Source organism: Methanosarcina baikalica, assembly GCF_031461075.1.
Taxonomy (GTDB): domain Archaea; phylum Halobacteriota; class Methanosarcinia; order Methanosarcinales; family Methanosarcinaceae; genus Methanosarcina; species Methanosarcina baikalica.
The window spans coordinates 1-18,462 of the sequence record NZ_JAVKPK010000069.1 but is presented as its reverse complement, the minus strand read 5'-3'; the positions used below and the strand labels follow the sequence as shown (position 1 = coordinate 18,462).

16 protein-coding genes and 2 tRNA genes are annotated in these 18,462 nt (G+C 42.8%); 4 read left to right on the top strand and 14 right to left on the bottom strand.

Annotation, left to right across the window (positions count from 1 at the left end; translation table 11 throughout):
- Positions 1–589 precede the first annotated feature (589 nt).
- Positions 590–1,945: a coiled-coil domain-containing protein gene (locus RG963_RS13730; RefSeq protein WP_310576846.1), complete on the top strand. Its 1,356-nt coding sequence runs from the start codon at positions 590–592 to the stop codon at positions 1,943–1,945.
- A 26-nt stretch (positions 1,946–1,971) separates the two neighbouring features.
- On the opposite strand, the gene RG963_RS13725 is transcribed toward RG963_RS13730, so the two are convergent.
- From RG963_RS13725 to ahaH, 12 genes are all read right to left on the bottom strand, one after another.
- The gene (locus RG963_RS13725; RefSeq protein ID WP_310576845.1) at positions 1,972–2,427 is read right to left on the bottom strand and encodes a DUF1699 family protein; all 456 of its coding nucleotides are present in this window, start codon (positions 2,425–2,427) and stop codon (positions 1,972–1,974) included.
- Positions 2,428–2,695: 268 nt separating this feature from the next.
- Positions 2,696–4,999, bottom strand: coding sequence for a carbamoyltransferase HypF (gene hypF / locus RG963_RS13720; RefSeq protein ID WP_310576844.1), 2,304 nt, complete (start codon positions 4,997–4,999; stop codon positions 2,696–2,698).
- 184 nt (positions 5,000–5,183) lie between these two features.
- Positions 5,184–5,351 (bottom strand): hypothetical protein, encoded by a 168-nt coding sequence (locus RG963_RS13715; RefSeq protein ID WP_310576843.1) that lies wholly within the window; start codon positions 5,349–5,351, stop codon positions 5,184–5,186.
- Between the two features lie 17 nt (positions 5,352–5,368).
- Positions 5,369–5,992 carry a V-type ATP synthase subunit D gene (locus RG963_RS13710; protein ID WP_310576842.1) on the bottom strand — a complete coding sequence of 208 codons (624 nt, stop codon included), beginning with the start codon at positions 5,990–5,992 and terminating at the stop codon, positions 5,369–5,371.
- Positions 5,993–5,997: 5 nt separating this feature from the next.
- Positions 5,998–7,380: an ATP synthase subunit B gene (locus RG963_RS13705; RefSeq protein WP_310576841.1), complete on the bottom strand. Its 1,383-nt coding sequence runs from the start codon at positions 7,378–7,380 to the stop codon at positions 5,998–6,000.
- A 2-nt stretch (positions 7,381–7,382) separates the two neighbouring features.
- On the bottom strand, positions 7,383–9,119 hold the full coding sequence (locus tag RG963_RS13700; protein ID WP_310576840.1) for an ATP synthase subunit A: 1,737 nt from the start codon (positions 9,117–9,119) through the stop codon (positions 7,383–7,385).
- On the bottom strand, positions 9,110–9,412 hold the full coding sequence (locus RG963_RS13695) for a V-type ATP synthase subunit F (protein WP_310576839.1): 303 nt from the start codon (positions 9,410–9,412) through the stop codon (positions 9,110–9,112). Before RG963_RS13695 ends, RG963_RS13700 begins: the two co-directional genes overlap by 10 nt.
- Positions 9,412–10,494 carry a V-type ATP synthase subunit C gene (locus RG963_RS13690; RefSeq protein ID WP_310576838.1) on the bottom strand — a complete coding sequence of 361 codons (1,083 nt, stop codon included), beginning with the start codon at positions 10,492–10,494 and terminating at the stop codon, positions 9,412–9,414. Before RG963_RS13690 ends, RG963_RS13695 begins: the two co-directional genes overlap by 1 nt.
- Before the next feature lie 6 nt (positions 10,495–10,500).
- The gene (locus tag RG963_RS13685) at positions 10,501–11,052 is read right to left on the bottom strand and encodes a V-type ATP synthase subunit E (protein ID WP_310576837.1); all 552 of its coding nucleotides are present in this window, start codon (positions 11,050–11,052) and stop codon (positions 10,501–10,503) included.
- A 200-nt stretch (positions 11,053–11,252) separates the two neighbouring features.
- The gene (locus RG963_RS13680; protein ID WP_310576836.1) at positions 11,253–11,510 is read right to left on the bottom strand and encodes a V-type ATP synthase subunit K; all 258 of its coding nucleotides are present in this window, start codon (positions 11,508–11,510) and stop codon (positions 11,253–11,255) included.
- Positions 11,511–11,514: 4 nt separating this feature from the next.
- Complete coding sequence (locus tag RG963_RS13675; protein ID WP_310576835.1) at positions 11,515–13,461, bottom strand: V-type ATP synthase subunit I; 1,947 nt, start codon at positions 13,459–13,461, stop codon at positions 11,515–11,517.
- A complete protein-coding gene (ahaH, locus tag RG963_RS13670; RefSeq protein ID WP_310576834.1) occupies positions 13,454–13,783 on the bottom strand; it encodes an ATP synthase archaeal subunit H in 330 nt (109 codons plus the stop codon). The genes RG963_RS13675 and ahaH overlap by 8 nt, the downstream gene beginning before the upstream one ends.
- 610 nt (positions 13,784–14,393) lie before the next feature.
- On the opposite strand from ahaH, the gene RG963_RS13665 reads away from it, so the two are divergent.
- Positions 14,394–14,522, top strand: a complete 129-nt coding sequence (locus RG963_RS13665) for a hypothetical protein (RefSeq protein WP_310576833.1) — start codon at positions 14,394–14,396, stop codon at positions 14,520–14,522.
- An 18-nt stretch (positions 14,523–14,540) separates the two neighbouring features.
- Here RG963_RS13665 and RG963_RS13660 read toward each other — a convergent pair whose 3' ends face one another.
- Together RG963_RS13660 and RG963_RS13655 are read right to left on the bottom strand one after the other, a co-directional pair.
- Positions 14,541–15,719 carry a radical SAM protein gene (locus RG963_RS13660; protein WP_310576832.1) on the bottom strand — a complete coding sequence of 393 codons (1,179 nt, stop codon included), beginning with the start codon at positions 15,717–15,719 and terminating at the stop codon, positions 14,541–14,543.
- A 137-nt stretch (positions 15,720–15,856) separates the two neighbouring features.
- Complete coding sequence (locus RG963_RS13655) at positions 15,857–16,744, bottom strand: polyprenyl synthetase family protein (protein ID WP_310576831.1); 888 nt, start codon at positions 16,742–16,744, stop codon at positions 15,857–15,859.
- A gap of 1,425 nt (positions 16,745–18,169) precedes the next feature.
- Here RG963_RS13655 and RG963_RS13650 point away from each other — a divergent pair.
- Together RG963_RS13650 and RG963_RS13645 are read left to right on the top strand one after the other, a co-directional pair.
- Positions 18,170–18,241: transfer RNA gene (locus tag RG963_RS13650), tRNA-Gly, on the top strand.
- A 73-nt stretch (positions 18,242–18,314) separates the two neighbouring features.
- Positions 18,315–18,399: transfer RNA gene (locus RG963_RS13645), tRNA-Leu, on the top strand.
- The last annotated feature ends 63 nt before the right edge of the window (positions 18,400–18,462 follow it).

Sequence of the window (18,462 nt, the reverse complement as noted above, 5' to 3'; positions counted from 1 at the left end):
ATGTTATGAAGAATTAAAAGAGTATCAGAATTATTGAAAAGGTAAATAATTTTCCGGTTGAAAAGTGACTACTCCAAAATCTGAATCAGATAGCTACTCATAACTTTGATTCGTTTCTAAAATGTGAAGAAAAAGTCAAAAATGAAGAGAGAAAAAGAAAGAATTGAAAAGACTTCTCCAGAATAAAGTACTTATTTTGCAGATATCTCTAAAACCTAGACATCTCATTTTCTACCAGCAGGATTCAGCGGGTCAGCTGTATTTATTTGTCCAAAAGAAGCTCGTTTTGGTGGGAAATTTTAGATTTAAAACTATAAATACTCGAATGTCTGCTGTAACATTTACAGGTTATATAAGGAAAGCAAAACCTGCAAATTAGACTCATCGCCCAGAAAATTATTTGTACTTCCCATATGCCAGCCAGGCAGACCTGCTTCCAGGCTGAAAAAGGTTGTTTTCGAAGAAAGGTCAAGCTGATTCTTCCCGAAAAATAAGAATAACTAACTTAAAAAATGTCAGGCAAATCGCACAACTTTTATTAAATGTCATGTTCATTATATTCCAGACACGACTTTGAAGAGGCTCATGCATGGAAGATCCTGTTGTCTCAAAAATAAAAAACCAATTTAATAAAAAAGGAAATCCGGCAAAGATTCCGCTGATGAGCGGGAAACAATTTTTTGAAGCCCGATCAGAAACGGATGGAGTCTATGTTGACAACCTGAAAAATCAGCCATTTCTCCCCTGGAAGATATTTTCCGAAGCCATTAATTGCCTGAAGGAAAACGGCGGGCAGGCAAAAAAAGGAAATGCAACAAACTCAAGGCTAGGAGACCCTAACCTTGAGCTGGATACATTGGAAGGTTATATTGCCAGCAGAGTTTACGGCTGCAGAATAGGAGATACTGTTTTTAAGAGAATAACACCAGTAGCTTCTATCCTTGCATGGGCTGAAATCTGTGAAAATGCGAGAGGACAAATCGGTCTTCTTTCAGAGAAAAAAGAGCTGCATGCCTTTGAAAGTGAAAAAGAAGATTCCATGGCTTTCAACATCGAAGAAAGCAAAGAAAATACTGATATCAATTCCCTTTATCTCCAGCTTGAAAGCAGTGAGATCGAGTTGAAAAACCTGGAGATAAAACTTGACGAAAAAACACAGAGAATAAAAGAACTTAACGAAAAGTTTGCAGGTAAAGAAGAAATAGACAGGCTAAAAGAAGAGCTGAAATCCAAAACCGAAAAAATAGATGTTCTTGAAAAGTTTCTTTCGGATTCAAAGGAAATTGCCAGAAGCCTTGAGGAAAAGCTTGCAGGCAATGAAATGAAACTTGAGGAGCACAAAAAACTTCTCCATGAAAAAGATTCTGAATTGCGGGCCCTTAAAGAAAAACTTGCTGATAAGAATGAAGAAACCGGAAAACTTGAGTCCGGGCTCATAGAAAAAGAAGGCGAGAAAAATAGTCTTACTCAAGAACTTAAAGAAAAATTAGAAAATATAACATTTATCAGTGAGAGGCTTTCGGCAAAAGAAAGAGAAGTAGAAAAACTTGAAGAAAGTATCTCACTAAAGGATAGAGACCTTAAGACCCTAGCTGGAGAGGTTATTGCAAAAGTTGGGGAGATGAAGAGAATTGAAGAGAAACTTACCGGAAAAGAAAGAACGATAAATACTATGGAAGTTATGTTTGCTACAAGTGAAGAAAAAGTAAGAAAGCTTGAGAAGCAGCTCTCAGCCTATGAAGGAGAAGAAAAACTGGCAGTCGAGCTTAGAGAAAAAGAAGAGTTGATAAAGCAATTAAAAGGAACGCTCGCAAGTAAAGAAGAGGCCTTTTCCAGGGTTAACGAGGAAAACAGAAAGTATAGGATGCAGCAGAAATTCGCGTCTGATGGGTTAAGGCAGATAGAAGAACAGAAAGCCTCAAGAAAATGGTGGAAACGCCTATAAGCAAGAAGTAGAGCCAGACTAGATATTTAAATTTTGTTTATTCGCGGCCACTCAGGGCCTGAAGCCAGGAACGAGCTGTGAAGCAGGTGAAGGATCATGTCAGGGCTGATTTTTCTTATATTCGTAATCTCACAAATTATTTCTTCCTCGGTTCTTCCCTGAACTTCCAGTTCTTTTATCTTTTCAAGCACGTAAGCAGGTATTACGAAATAATTATTGAGGTCATGCCAGTGCCCGCTGACATCTCCTTTTACCAGATGAATACCTGAAGAAGCAAGGTACATCTTGATAAATTTAGAAAGCCCTTCATAAGAAGATGCAGGAAGCTGAAGCAGTTCTATTCCGGGACATTTCTTGACCAGACTAAAAAGATCCCTGTCCGAAGGTCTAAAAGCAAGGTGTACTGCCTTCTCCTCTGCCCCCATACCTAAAATTTCATCCCTGCTTGTTATGACTCTAATGCGTATACTACCTAGCCCCATTTATGCTCCCTCTCCTATCTAAGCATGGATCATTTATTTAATTTTGTATTTCAGTCTTTCTGACCAAATTTCAGTACATTTTGAATATTGACACTCGAATTAGAACAGAAGACACTCTAATTGGAGCAAAAAAAAAATATTAATCACACGGATGCCGAGATGGCTCGAAATTTACCCATCGTTGAGTAAATATAAATTTCATTTTAGAAATAGAATTGGTAGGTCAGGACGTAAAAGTGTATTTATATGTTATTCTCAGGTGTTATTCTCATGCCTTACCCTCAGGCTCTACTCTCAGGCCTGCCGCAAGAGCCTGCCCGAAGGAAATACATCCGTCTCCACAGGGAACCTGGCGGTGAGCTAGAAATTCAAAACCTGCTTCTCGAACAGTTCCTGCAATGCAGGAAGTTATATGGTCATTATAGGCAACCCCTCCACTCAGGCCTATAGTTTCAAGGCCCCTTTTTGCTGCAAGGGTAATGGCAAGTTCCGATATTCCCTTTGCAAGGTTTTCCTCAACCGCAAAAGCAAGATCAGCAGAAGAGTACTTTCCTAAAAGTTCATAAACCCCCAGAAGAAGCTCGGTCGTGTCAAGCACAGGAACTCCTGATTTTTCTGCTTTTTTGAAGACCAGAGGGAGATCTACTATACGAATACTATTCCTTGCGGCAGATTCGAGTTTCATTGCAGGCTCTCCTTCATAGGTTCTTATTCCGCAAATTCCAAGAAGAGTTGCAGCTGCATCCAGTACTCTCCCTGTACTGCTGCTTTGGACAACATTTACCCCCTTTTCAAGCTGTTTCATAATTGTTGAGAACTCCATAGCTCCTTGTGGAAAGATGAGGGGAAGCTTTTCCAGCTCTTCCCTCCCAAGCCTCTCGAAAAGAATACCCAGAACCATCCTTGAAGGTATCTTCGATGCAAGGTCTCCCCCGGGCATTGGTTGAGAAAGCAAATGTCCAAGGCGTTCATATCCGAAGTAAGAGGACTCGAAAAGCTCCCCCCCCCAGACCGTGCCGTCACTACCGTATCCAACTCCATCAAGAGCAATTCCCAGCATCCGTGAGTCCAGCGGCAGGGAGTTATCAGCCATAAGTGCAAGCATGTGGGCATGGTGATGTTGAACCTGAAGTGTATTTTTCCCTCCCATATTCATTGCAAACCGGGTTGTGTTAAAAGCAGGGTGCAGGTCGCAGCCCCAATGAAGAGGCTCTATTCCTGTGAGACGAATAAGGTGTCTGACAACTTCTGAGTGGTACCTGAAGGTTTCTACGTGGTTGGTGTTTCCGATATACTGAGAGATATAGGCAAGTTTTCCTTTTGCCACAGTCACCGTGGAGTTCATTTCAGCCCCTACTCCTATAGAAGCTTCGATTTCAAAAGGCAACTCTACAGGTTCAGGCACGAAACCCCTGGAACGCCGGATAAAGGCCGCCCGTCCGTTTACAATCCGGATAACCGTATCATCGTTCCTGTTTGCAATAACCCTGTTATGCAGCAGATGAAAATCGACAATCCCGTTAAGTTTTTCAAGCGCTTCTTTATTTTCGATAACCATAGGCCTTCCTGGAAGGTTTGCCGAGGTCATGACATATACAGCGTCAGGTACACGGTCAAAAAGCAGGTTCTGCGTGCCTGTATAGGGAAGCATGACCCCTATATTATGCAGGTCCGGGGAAACGGATTTTGCCAGGTTGAATTCCTTTGACATGGAAAGCAAGGTAATAGGGCGGCGACGGGATGTAAGATATTCCCTCCCTGCGCCTTCAAGCTCCGCAAAGGACTCCACAACCTCAGGATTTTTTGCCATGACCGCAAAAGGCTGCTCCGGACGCACCAACCTCCTTCGAAGCTCCCTTACGGGCTCCTCCTTTCGAGCATTGCAGGCAATATGAAAACCTCCGAACCCTTTGACAGAAAGGATTGAGCCCTGCTGAAGAAAGTCAGAAGCTTTTGAGATTGCTTCATAACCCTTTGCCAGCACATTTCCTTCATAGTCTGAAAGCCAGATTTCTGGCCCGCACTTTGGGCAGCAGACCGGTTGGGCATGATACCTTCGATTAAGGGGATTGGTATACTCTGTTTCGCACTCCACGCAGAGAGGGAAATCTGCCATTGTAGTATTTTCCCTGTCATAAGGAAGAGTCCGGACTGTTGTATAACGGGGACCACAATTAGTGCAAACTGTAAAAGGATAATGGTAATATCTGGACGCAGAATCAAAGATCTCTGACATGCACTGTTCACAAATAGCCGTATCAGGAGGGATAATTGAATTTTCAAAAGCTCCGGGTTCACTGGGCACGATGATGAATTTCGAATAAGCGGAAAAAAGGACATTTTTTATTTTGAGCTCTGTAATTTTAGCAAGAGGAGGTTTTTTCTCAGGCAGATCTCGAAGAAAACTTTCAAGGCTATCCGGGTTTCCCTCGATAAGAATTTCCACGTAGTTTCCGAGATTTTTTACATATCCGAAAAGTCCATGGGCTTGTGCAAGCTGGTATATGAAGGGACGAAAACCAACACCCTGCACAGTGCCGGTCACATGAAGAAGTCTAGCTTCATTTTGCATAAGAAATTAAAATTGAAATTTGTCGTTAAAATAGCTTTCTAATTTAAAGGCAAACGAGAAAACAAAAATTTGAAGGCGCTTGATAGAAAATTAAAAAATTGAATTGAAAAAGAGACGGCTTTAGTCAGAAAAAACAAAAACCTGTACCGAGACTTAGGAGATGGAAACCATCCTGAAGTTCAGGTCACATAAAGTTTGGAGAAATTGTTCTTATGACAATAATGAACCCCAAAATCATCATTAGAAGAGAAATACGCCAGGCTACCTGAATCAGGCGTGCCTGGTTTTGGGGTTCACCTAACTTGAATACCGCTTTTTCAATCAGATTCGGTTGATCGTTGCTTGCTGCCATATTCAAATCAAGATTGATTATTTGGTTCTTGCTTTGATCCTCTTCAGCCGGAAAGTATTCTCCCTTTCCATCTCCTCAAGGACGAAGCGGATATACTTCATGGTTGCGATGAGTTCGGGAATTACTTTGAATTCGAGAGCGTTCACACGCCTCTTGGTCTTCTCGATTTCATTAAGAAGCCTTTTCATTGTAGTTTCCAGCTCTGCGGCCGTGATAATCTTTTCCACAAGGTCCTCATAGGCATCGGCAGTCTCATCGATGTATGAATTTGTACCGATTATCCCGTAACCCCTTTCAGGGAGGGATTTACGGACTCCTGTAGAACTGATCTTCGGCACCCAGACACCCATGATATTATGCCCTGAAAGCTGAATTTCGGGAGATTCCTTCGCCGTGAAGGCTGTTGACTTGACAGTAACCATCCCGTCAACGGCAGAGGCGAGATTGATTTTTTCCACAGACTTTGCGTAGGCAGCGTCCAGCTCGGTTCTGACGTTCCTTGCCTCGTTAAGGATCTTGAAGAACTCAAGAATAAGACCGTCTCTTTTCATCTTAAGGAGCTTGTGCCCACTTTCAGAGAGCTTGATTTTTTTCTTGAGCTCGATTAGCTCCGACCGAGTTGGTTTTACGTCTTGAGCCATGTTAATCACTGAGCCTTTCTGTGTGCAGGATGGTATTTCTGGATGTACTTGTTGTCAATCCTACCCAACTGGTTTATTGGCAGGTGTGCGAGGATCTTCCAGCCGACGTCCAGGGTATCTGCAATGGTCCTGTTTTCGTTTCTGCCCTGGCGGACGAACTCGTTTTCGAAAAGGTCAGCAAACTCGAGGAGCTTTGTGTCTCTCTCGGACAGAGCTTCTTTACCGACGATGGCCACGAGACCTCTCAGGTCACGCCCTTCTGCATAACCTGCGTACATCTGGTCAGAAACAGCCTTGTGATCCTCCCTTGTCTTGCCTGCTCCGATACCGGAATTCATCAGCCTCGATAGGGACGGCAGCACATTGATTGGTGGATAGATACCTTTCCTGTGCAGTTCCCTGGAAACCACGATCTGGCCTTCAGTAATATACCCTGACAGGTCAGGGATCGGGTGGGTAATGTCGTCACCAGGCATTGAAAGAATCGGAATCTGGGTAACGGATCCCTTGGCACCCTTGACAATACCAGCACGCTCGTAGAGAGTTGCAAGGTCAGTGTACATGTAACCCGGATATCCACGACGGCCAGGCACTTCATTACGGGCGGCACCCATCTGACGGAGAGCTTCTGCATAGTTAGTTATGTCAGTCAGGATGACGAGAACGTGCATGCCATGCTCGTATGCCAGATACTCGGCTGCTGTCAGTGCCATACGCGGAGTGATGAGACGCTCAACAGCAGGGTCATCTGCCAGGTTAAGGAACACGACTGCCCTTTCCAGAGCGCCTGTCTTTTCAAAGTCGCTCATGAAATACTGGGCTTCTTCATTGGTGATACCCATTGCAGCGAAAACCACTGCAAACTCTGCTTCGGATCCGGGCACAGAAGCCTGCCTTGCGATCTGCAGGGCAATTTCATTGTGCGGAAGACCTGATGCTGAGAAGATAGGCAGTTTCTGTCCACGAACCAGGGTGTTTGTCCCGTCGATTGTGGAGATGCCTGTCTGGATGAAATCCTTAGGAGGCAACCTGGCATATGGGTTCATTGCAGCCCCGTTAATGTCCAGAAGCTTGTCTGGCACTATTCTGGGCCCGCCATCCAGAGGGTCACCGGCACCTGAAAGGATTCTGCCGAGGAGATCAATGGATGCTGGAAGCTTCAGGGTTTCCCCTGTGAAGACCACACCACAATCCTTGTTCAGACCGCCAGTACCTTCAAAAATCTGGATAACCACTATGTCCGTTGAAGAGTCCAGCACCTCGCCTCTGCGGGTAGTTCCGTCAGGCAGGTTGATAGTGACGATTTCTTTATAGCCTACGGGCTCTGTTTTTTCAACAAAGACAAGAGGCCCTGCAATCTGAGTGATTGTTTTATACTCTTTTACCATACTTACCTACCTCTCAGGGCTGCAAACTCCTTATCCATCTTTGCCAGTACAGCGTTCATAGAAGCATCGAAATTCTCCTCGAACTTAACCTTGGGAAGCTCATCCTTAGATGGCATCTTGACAATTTCCGAGACAGGAACACCTGATTTCAAAGCTTCCTGTGCAGCGTCTCCGAATCTCATTATTGCCTGCATGATCCTGTACTGCTCAGAGAACGGGCTGTAGGTATCTATTGGGTGGAATGCATTCTGCTGCAGGAAAATTTCCCTGATCATACGGGTAATTTCAAGCAGAAGCTGCTGATCGTCTGGCAGAGCGTCGGAACCTACAAGCTGCACGATTTCCTGCAGTTCGGATTCTGTCTGGAGCATTCCCATTGCTCTTTCTCTCATAGCCACGTAATCAGAAGCCACGTTCTCAGTAAACCAGTCATTAAGGCTTTCCTTGTACAGACTGTAACTGTTCAGCCAGTTGATAGCTGGGAAGTGACGCTTCTGAGACAGCTTGGCATCGAGAGCCCAGAACACTTTCACGATACGCAGAGTATTCTGCGTAACAGGCTCTGAGAAGTCACCGCCAGGTGGAGATACTGCTCCAATAACAGTAATGGAACCTTTTTCGCCGCAAAGGGATATTGCAACACCGGAACGCTCGTAGAATTCGGCAAGCCTTGCAGATAGATATGCAGGGTAACCTTCTTCACCAGGCATTTCTTCCAGACGGGAGGAGATTTCTCTCATGGCTTCTGCCCACCTGGAGGTGGAGTCTGCCATAAGGGACACGTCTAATCCCATGTCACGGAAGTATTCCGCAATGGTGATCCCGGTGTACACAGATGCTTCTCTTGCAGCCACAGGCATGTTTGAAGTGTTAGCAATAAGGACAGTACGCTCCATCAATGGGCGACCGGTCTGCGGGTCTTCGAGTTCAGGGAACTCACTTAGAACATCTGCCATTTCATTTCCGCGCTCACCACAACCGATATAGACCACAATTTCGGTGTCACTCCACTTTGCAAGCTGCTGTTGAGTAACGGTCTTTCCCGATCCGAAAGGTCCGGGAATTGCAGCAGTTCCGCCTTTTGCTACAGGGAAAAGCCCGTCGAGGATTCTCTGTCCTGTTACCAGAGGCTTTTCTGGAGTAAGTTTTTTCGCCACAGGTCTGGGTCTTCTGACAGGCCATCTCTGCATCATTTGCAGCTCTTTCCCGTCAGTAAGGGTACAGATAGTGTCTATAACAGTGAAGCTTCCGCTCTTAATTTCCGAAACTGTACCGGAGATATCCGGGTGCATCATGATCTTGTGTTCAATGTTTACTGTTTCCTGAACAACTCCGATCACTTCTCCGCCTTTTACAAAATCTCCCTTCTTGACAACAGGTTTGAATTCCCAGAGTTTTTTGTGATCAAGTCCATCTGCAGTGACACCTCTCTGGATGAAGCTGCCCATCTTCTCTAGCAGGACGTGCAGAGGCCTTTGAATCCCATCATAAATACTGGAAAGAAGACCAGGACCAAGTTCCACGGACAGAGACATCCCTGTGGATACACAGGGTTCCCCTGGCCTGACGCCTGCGGTCTCTTCGTATACTTGGATGATGGTCTTGGGCCCTATTATCTGGATGACTTCACCCAATAAACCTTCATTACCGACTTTAACCAGGTCATACATTTTTGCCTGCAAGCCGATAGCGGTGACGACAGGCCCAGCCACACGATAAATTTCACCTTTTACTTCCACAGATCAACACCTACCGCTTGTTTTATCTTATCTCTTAAACTCGAGCCTGCTCCGCTGCCTCCCAGGGCTACTACTGTGGGCTGGACAGACTCATTCAAGTTTTTCCTTAAAAGTTCTGGCAGATTACCAATGTCATCATTATGCATTACAATAATCCCGACACTCTTATCTTGAAGCGCAGATTTTACCGCGGACTCAGTGGATATGACATCAGCGGTCTCGTAAACTTTCCTGATACCAGCCAGCCTGAATCCCGTAACAAAATCACTCTTTCCGATCACTGCCAATTCCATCAGATAACCACCAACTGGTCTTTGATTAATTCATCACTGAGGCCAGATTCTTTACCCCTGAAGATGATCCGAAGGTTAGTTGTCTCGTTATTTTTATGGATAATATAGTCCATAATAGGTACAATTGAGATCGGAGATACATGCGAAAGAATGGTTGAGGATTCAAGATAATATCTCATGAGCCTGCTTTCAAGAGGTGTCAGAGAAGCCATATCCGAACCGGCGACGCCTGAAATCGCATCCCAGTACTTAGTTCTTTGAAGCTCATTGACAAACTCTTCATACGGAAGAGCTGCCAGTTTCTCGGGCTTCAGCTCGAGACCGCCCTCAATCATGAGAGGCATGATTTCATCAAGCTGCTCAACTCCTGCTTTTTTCAGTCTGAAGAGAGTGCCCAGGTTTTTAACATCGACTTCTAGCTTGATGACCCTGACAAAGAGCTTGCGATCCTTGGACCTTGGTGTTCCGATTGCTTCAAAGAGGCTTGAGTAATACATCTTGTCAAGTTCATTTTCTATGTATGCCAGATTAGTTCCGTCAAACTTCTGTAGCAGGGGGTAATATTCGATATATTTTAGAGCCTCGATGACTTCCTGATATGTGGCCTTGGCTGCAAGTTCTGACATGGAAGTATAAGTAAACTCCCCGGCAGCAATCAGAGACTCCAGGATATCTTCAACAGATGCGTTGTAGAGTTTACCGCGGAGAAGTGTTTTTATGTTCCAGACGTCGTACCTTCTCAGGTATGCGACAATCAGGTAGTTCAGTTCTCCAGAGGTAATTCTTACCAACTTATCATAGGTGAGCGCAAGATTCCTGTTTAATGCGTGTTCTGCCAGATCGCCACCGCTGTATTTCATAGCCAATTCATCAACGTCATTTTTATATTCAGACTCTTGGATAAAGCGGGTAATTTCATCAATCCCCATATTAAGGAGCCGGGGATACGATTCTTTAGGAAGCAGCTTACTCTTCATCGCACGGACACGGGTTACGGCATAAGCATAATTAGAACTGCTACTTTTCTTTTTATCGGATTTTCGTGAGGGTTTTTTCCCCCAGAGTCTCTCCAAAAGCCGCATCGAAAATCACCCGTATAGAAGATTGGATATCTGCTTCAACGAACGTTCATACACGTTTTTCAGGATTGAATCGTATGTGAAATCTAACCTGACTGTCCTGTCCTCGTTTTCCAGAACAACGCCGCCGATATAATTGATATTGCCAGCATAAGTTAACGAAGTTAAGTTCTTGACCATATCTTCTGAAGCTTTGGAAGAATAAATTCTAGAACCATCAGCTTCGTACTTGTTAAGGATGTGTTTCAAGAGCTTTTCGTCTTTGGATGCCGGCATTGACTTGATCGATTCAATGGTTTGGTTATAAACTTTATCTAGAAGTTCTTTGCGCCTGTTAAGCGTAATTCTTTTTACTTCCAGGTTTGCACTTGATATAACCTGCTGGTGCAAATTTTTGAGGTCCTCTTCCGCCTTGGCAAGGCTGTCTCCGAGCATCTTCTTCTGTAATTCTTTAGCCTCATTTATGATCTCGGAGGCCTTTGCATCTCCTTCGGCTTTTATACGGGAAACCTCAGCTCTTGCACCCTCTTGGATGTCTTTTACAACAATCTCTAGTCCCATGCTTACACCTTCAAATAAATTTAGAGCAAAAAAGTGCTCTAAAGCCTAGAGCGAAAACTCTAAGCTGCTTAGAGTGCAACGATACCTAAGGGGGAGCTTAGAGCATTATAACCGCTCAAAACCCGCCTGGTAAGGAAAAAACGTCCAAGTAAGCTTAAAGCAATGCTCTAAGAAATTTAAGAGCGGGGTACGCTCTTAAATTAAGCAGAATTGATAAGCAATGCAACGACGAGACCGAAGATAACGATTGTTTCGGGAATGACAGTAAGGATCAGACCCTTACCGAATAACCCTTCGTTTTCTGCCATTGCACCGATTGCTGCGGTACCGATATCTTTTTCAGCTATTGCTGATGCAAGCCCAGTTACTGCGATTGCGATTGCTGCACCTAGTGCTTTCATTCCTTCTGCGTCCAGAAAAAGACTACCTGCTGCTACTGCTGTTGCTGCGTCTGCCATGTTTTTATTCCTCCGTGTATTTTCTTATATATCCGAATGGGTTGAATTTTCTGCCCCCGCCTTCATAGAATTTTCCGAAGAATTCTACATACTGCAACCTGAGTGCGTGCAGTCCGGGAGCGATAATACTCAAGACAGTGTTAAGACCATGTCCGAGTATAAACACGATTATTGCAGCTATTGCTGCAAAGCCGATCTTAGAGTGATCAGTCCAGATCATTTTGAAAACAATATCATTGACCGTACTTGCGATGTAAATCGAAGACAGACCGACTGCGATAATACGGGCATACGAGAGTGCATTACCCATAAGAGATGGCAACTCGATCGGACCTTTGATACCTTCACCCATGGTAAGCATCACAATTCCGAGAACAAGAATACCAGCGCCGACATACATCAGCCCTGAACCGCCAAAATAGCCGATAGCTGCAATGATTGCACCAAGCTCGATAATGATCCAGCTTCCTTTTTCAAGGACTGCATGCTTCATTCCATGGTGCCTGGAGATGTTTGAAAATCCGAACAGGAACCCGAGATTTAAGTGAAGCAGTCCTACTATGACGCTTATCGCGATCATAGTCATTACCATGTGAGTCCTGTGAATCGGGAATGTAACTTCCTCGCCTCCGATACCCGCAAACAGATTAATGGTATTCCAACCTGGAATCAGGCCTGGCACTACTCCATGAACTGTATGCATACTCGCGAGCGAGAATCCCAGAAACTCACCATAAATAACTCCAAAGATAAGTGTTGATATCTGACAATAGATTAGAATATCCATGAGAGGCTTCACTGCATCTGACTTTACTGCCGTTCTGATAGCCAGCGCAATTGCTCCCAATATCAATGCATATCCGATGTCTCCGAGAATCAGCCCATAGATCAGCGGGAAAGTAATAAAGATCGCTGAAGATGGATCAATTTCAGTATACTTGGGCCTGGAATAGAGGTCCATTATCTGCTGCATCGGTGCCACTATTTTAGAGTTGTTGTACTCGACAGGGGCATGCTCTTCTTCCTCTTCATGAACTTCGAGGCTGGTAATGTATGCCTTGCCGTTAGTGGCACTGTTAACTACACTGACAACTTTATCATAATCTTCGGATGGAGTCCAGCCATCGATTATGAATGCGTTTGCAGATGTAGCAATTCTAAGAGGCAGTTCTGCCTTCTGACTCTCTATACTCAGGACCTCGTCGCTGGCAAGGATAAAATCGGCATACTTGACTTTCAAGGACTCGATCTCAACCTTAAAGGATTCGATCCTCTTGGTGACTTCGGCTTCTTTCTGCTCGATAAATCTTAACAGTTCGCTTGGGACACCACCTCTTTCTGGAACTCGAAGTTCTTTGAATCCAAGATCCTGAAGTAATTCATAGACTCTGTCAGCATCATTTTTGGCTACAAACAGTACAACTGTTTTTGATTGAGGGTCAAAGTACAGTTCGTAAGCTTGGGTGATGCTCGAAACCTGACTTGCTTCCAGGCTGCCTTTAACAATGCCTGCGAAAACTTTGAGGTTCTCGTAGCCACGGTAATAATCGAAGTCAAGGTTGATGGACAGATAAGGCAGGAGTTCCTTTTTCTGGGAATCCATATCTTTTAATTCATTTTCAAGCTGGGAAATTGATTCCGTTTTAGCCGAAATTGTCCTGTCCAATTCATTAAGCTTCGAGTCAAGGTCGCGCAGAACAGAGTCAGATTTTTGAACTACCGGTTTTTTGCTTTCAATCCCCAAATAATTGGCGATAGAGCGGATCTTCACAAGCTTTTTTGAGGCTTCTTCTGCATTTTTAAATGGCTTGCTGATCTTAAAACCAGACTCGTCTTCGACAAAGTCTTCGATATGAAAGAGATTTGTATTATGCAATGCATCGATGGTTTCTTTTAAGATGTTTTTGTGCCCGACAATAACGGCCCTTGTCATCTCTTTAGGTCTACTCATTAAGGACCGCCCTCTCAAACTCCTCTACAAGGTAATTGACGGATTTGTCGATATTAGCTTGAGCTTTTTGGGACATGGCTAATGCGTTTTTTTCACCATCGTTGACGATCTTATCTCTTTCCTCCAGGATATTTTTTTCACCTTCTTTAAAAGAGTCTTGTGCAGCTTTATGTGCATCGACATCGGCCTGCTTCAGGATTTCCCTGGCTTCAGCCCGAGCATCGGAGATGCGCTTGTTTTTAGCGTCAATGGCGTCGTCAACCATCGCTTTAGCGCTCTCTTCTGCTTTTTTTATTTCAGATAAGATTTCATTTTTAGCCATGTGAATCTCCGTCTCTCAAAATTTAATATATAAATTAATAATTAAAAATACCTACTCCAATGGAGGTAGTTAACAAATCCTTCGTGATAGAACTATATAACAGCTTCGGTTTTATCGAAGAAGATATAAAGTATTATAATGAACAATCGTTATGTATTGAAAGTGTAAGAATTTTTTAGGAAAAGAACTAATATAAATAGCAAAATATTTGATTTAAATCCAAAAGATTAAATATAACAGTAAAAAATAATTAAATACAAACTGTAGAATATAATTAAGTGAAGAGAAATTTTCTAAATACTACCAAAAAATAAATTGTAGAGCGTAACCATAATTATTCTGGATAAAGTTCGTAAAAATGCCATAAAACCCATTAGATATAATTAAAAAAAATGAAAAATATTATTTCGCTGGAAAGCATGTAAATTACTTTTTTTGTAAAAAGAGAGTATTTAAGAGCTATTTCAGGCAAAAAAAAGAGAAGTTCAGTTACCCCAACAAGTAAAAATTTTTCTTTTGATGTGCCTAATTTTGAGGAATTTAACCTTCTCAAAAGTTAACTCTCTTAAAATAGACTCTTGCCTATTCTCCAATGGGATACGGACCCGGTATGCAGACACTGGTATGCAGCGTTAAGATTGGAACTCCAGTCCGTTTCCAGGGAAAAAAAAGAGGTATTTTGAAAAAAAGTTCTGAAAAGGGCTTATTCTACAGGCCAATAATTAAAAAAATAGAATGAAAAATAACATAAAATTTGTTACTTAAGCCTGTAAGGAATTTTTGCACCCTGAGGAATTGTATGAATATATTCCTTCCGGAAATCGGGGTTGCGCATCCTACAATAGGCAGTATCCTTTTTATATTCGCCGTGCTTGCCCATGCGCTTCCAGATAGCTTCCAAAGGTTCTTCACAAATATTTCCAAAGGAGAGCGGAGTGTAGGCACAGGGCATCACTTCTCCGTCCGAAGCAACATGCACCCAGCGTCTGCCCGCAAAGCATCCAAAAAGACTGGGGCCCATAAAATATGGAAAAGCGGTGACTCTGGGACCTTCAGGTTTACAATTCATAGCTTTCTGGAATTTCTCAAGCCTGGACACATCTTTTTCCCCAATTACCTCGTCCTCGTGATCAAGCCAGCGGCCGACTGCAATGATTTCATAGATAGAGAGTTCGTGCATACCAAGATCAGCCGCAAGGTTGTAAAATTCCTCAAGATCATCGATATTATGGGGGGAAACAACCACAAACATATCAGTAAGGATTCCTGCAGCACTCGCATTCCTGATTCCAGCAACTGCGTCCGTGTATGCACCACTTCTTCCCCGAATGCGGTCATGCTCCGCTTCGAAGGGGCTATCCAGGCTGATTCTTGAGGCATATAAGCCTGCAGCTTTAAGCTCCCTTGCTCTTTCTTCGGAAAGCTTGAAGCCTGAGGTAAAACAGGTGGCAACTGCCCTGGATTTATCCACTCTAGCTACCATCTCAACGAGATCATTTCGGAGCATTGTTTCCCCGCCGTCGAAAGAAATAAGGTAAGCACCAAGATCAAGGCTTTGATCCACAGCACTGCAAATCTCATCCAGGGTCAGTTCTTTCTCGGGTTTAATGTCGGCAGCTCCGCAATGAATACAGCGGTTGGGACAGCGGGCAGTAATCCCTATTGATAACTGATCTGGAACTCTTTTTTTCCTGATGGCTGCAATCTCAGCGCTTACTACTCGGCTGAAAACAGGTCCCGGGATAGGTGGGATCCATGTCGAGAAAATAATCTCATTCTCGTTTATTGAGATGGGTTTTTCTTCCGCAAAGATATTATTTATGCGCTTCAAGAAGGGTTTTGCAAGCTGGGAAAGAGGACCTTCCGCATCGAGCACAATTTTTTCGTTTTCTGTACTGGCATTTACCTTAAGCACCGGACTATCATATACTCTCATGGATACACCTGGCAAAGTTAGTGGCAAAAGTTGAAAAACTTGTTACGTTAAATAAAAACTAATGGTATCATTTTCCCATTTTACATACAGGGGATTCGGCAGAATTCCGGTTCATTTTTCAGGAGAATCTGAAAGTATTAGACATTTTCAAGCATATTGACAGTTATATAATCGGTAATCTGGAAAAGCTTATCCCTTGCCGGACATGCTTTGAATGTCAGAAGAGTTTCTTTTGCGGCATTAACGTGCAATTTTACTGCATCTATAGACTTTTGTATAGCTTCTTGTTTTGACATGTTCTTCATGTAAACATGCGGCAGAGTTTCAGAGGTGAATTTTGATTCCTTACCTTCAACCACTTCCAGAAATTCAAGAAGGTCGTCAACAATCTGGTATGCGGTCCCCAGGGACTTTCCAAAGAAATTAAAACACCCAGCCAGTGTTTCATCAGCCCCTCCCGTATGTGCCCCTATAGAAGCGCTGATCGCAAACAGAGAGGCTGTTTTCTTGTAAATGCACTCGAAATAGTTGCTTTCTCCTAAATTATTCTTATTGAAACTCAGGTCAAGAACTTCTCCTTCAGCCATATCCATCCCTGCATTACCTAAATCCCCAACTACGTTCTCTCCATACGGAGAGATGAACTCAATGGACTTTGCAATGAGATAGTCCCCGCAAAGAAGTGCCCTTGACGGGCCAAATTTCTCAGGAGCAGAAGGCAGGTTCCTTCTGACAAGCCCCTGATCCAGCAGGTCATCGTGGATGAGGGAAGCCGAATGCATCATTTCGATAGCAAGGGCCGCATCAAGGCTATGATGATACGAGCCTGAGCAAACCTCACTGGACAGAAGGAGGATAATTGGTCTGATTCTCTTTCCTCCGGTATTACAGACATGTTCCACCATTTTTTTTAAGCTAGATTCCTCCATTTGAGCAATGAAGGTATTTATTCCGAATTCAACATATCTGTATTCTTCCCACTCTTCAATATTCATCAATATTACTCCATTTACTTGGACGGGCATAAGGTAACGATCTGGTTCGCCTCACACGTAGATTCAGAAACCTGGTTCCACTGATACTTACCTGTTTTCGTTCTGTAAGGTTGAAGGAAAGGTTGCCTGTATATTTGAACTTTCAAGTTTTCGTTGATTTCATCCGTGAGTTCAAAAACTGTCAGTTCGAGGGCCATCTAAAGGCTTCCATATTAATAATTTTCATCGAATTTACCTTTTGCCCGATACGGATCTGGGGCCAGATCGAAGTTAAGATAGTGCAAGACAACCATCCGAAGAGCCAATGCCCTACAGGTCTATAAAGAATACGCCAGCAATAAAAGAAAGTGCAAGCAGTATATTCTTCAGCATTTGTATAAAACTCCGTATAACACGATCATTACATTAACTTTTTGTTAAGCTCTGAATATATTATCAGTACCAAAAAGAGATATGTAAAAATGAGGAACCAGCCGATTGTAAACGCCAGAATAAAGGATTTGATATTAACCAAATCTCAGAATCAAACGATTTTTATCCAGGCCCCACTTTGAAACCAGAACAGATAATGGGATGAGGATTTTTAAGAGAACTTAGATCCAGCCCTGAATAAGAGATGTTTATTCCAAATCAGAAAAATAAATTCTCGGCAGAAAACAGGGTTATAGAAGATATCCCCTTAACAGTAAAAATATTAGTATTAATATAGTATTTAAGATAAAAATATTATTTTCACAGTTAAAGTGTCATATTCTTGTAAATGTCAAACAGGAATATTTTCTAAGGATAAATGCGGAAAAAAAGTATTTTTTTTGAAAAAGTAGTAAAAACGAGGAAATTTCACAAAAAATCCGTTTTAACAGGATTAAAAAATAATATTGTTGAAGGCACATTCAAAAAGTAATACTCTAAAATATATATGTTAAAAAATCAGTTTTAGATGAAAAGAAAGTTGACAATATGATAAAACTTTCTATATAAAATTAGTATATATAATGAATGGAAATAATCTTTGATTAGAAAATAATCTTCGTATAATAGAATAATATTGTAACTTCTGCACCCATTACCTTCCAGAGTGCCATATTAATAATATTCAGTTCTAACATCTCATAATATAGATTCAGACGAATATCTATACTCAGCTCATCCGATTTTCCCTAATCACGAAAAACACAGACCGTGCAAAGAAACTTATTCCAGATTCCGCACCCACGGAAAACGCGGAAATCACAGAAATCACAGAAAGTCTCTGTGACCATACTTTATTTCGTCCACGTTTTCCGTGCTTTCGGTGATTTCAACTCTTTCCAACCCCTAAATTAGTCCTCTTGAGCGCAGCGAAAAGGACCGCGTACTCCCGAGACGCAATTCGGGCGAGGCGCAATTCGGGTGGTGTAACTCAGGAAGCGAAAATATTATATATAACAAATGCTACTAGATGTGTTGCAGTTAGCGTTGATGGTCTAGTGGCTATGACTTGGGCCTTCCAAGCCCAAAACCCGGGTTCGAATCCCGGTCGGCGCATTTAATTTTCCTCAAATAAAAAATCTGAACTTTTCTTTTCTTAATTTTATATCAAATAAAACAGAACAATCGTGCGAGGGTTGCCCAGCCAGGTCAAAGGCGATGGGCTTAGGACCCATTTTCGTAGGAATTCGTGCGTTCGAATCGCACCCCTCGCATTTATTTTACAAACAACATACTTACTTCAAACTTTCATTCCACCTTTTGTGACATCTATCCAA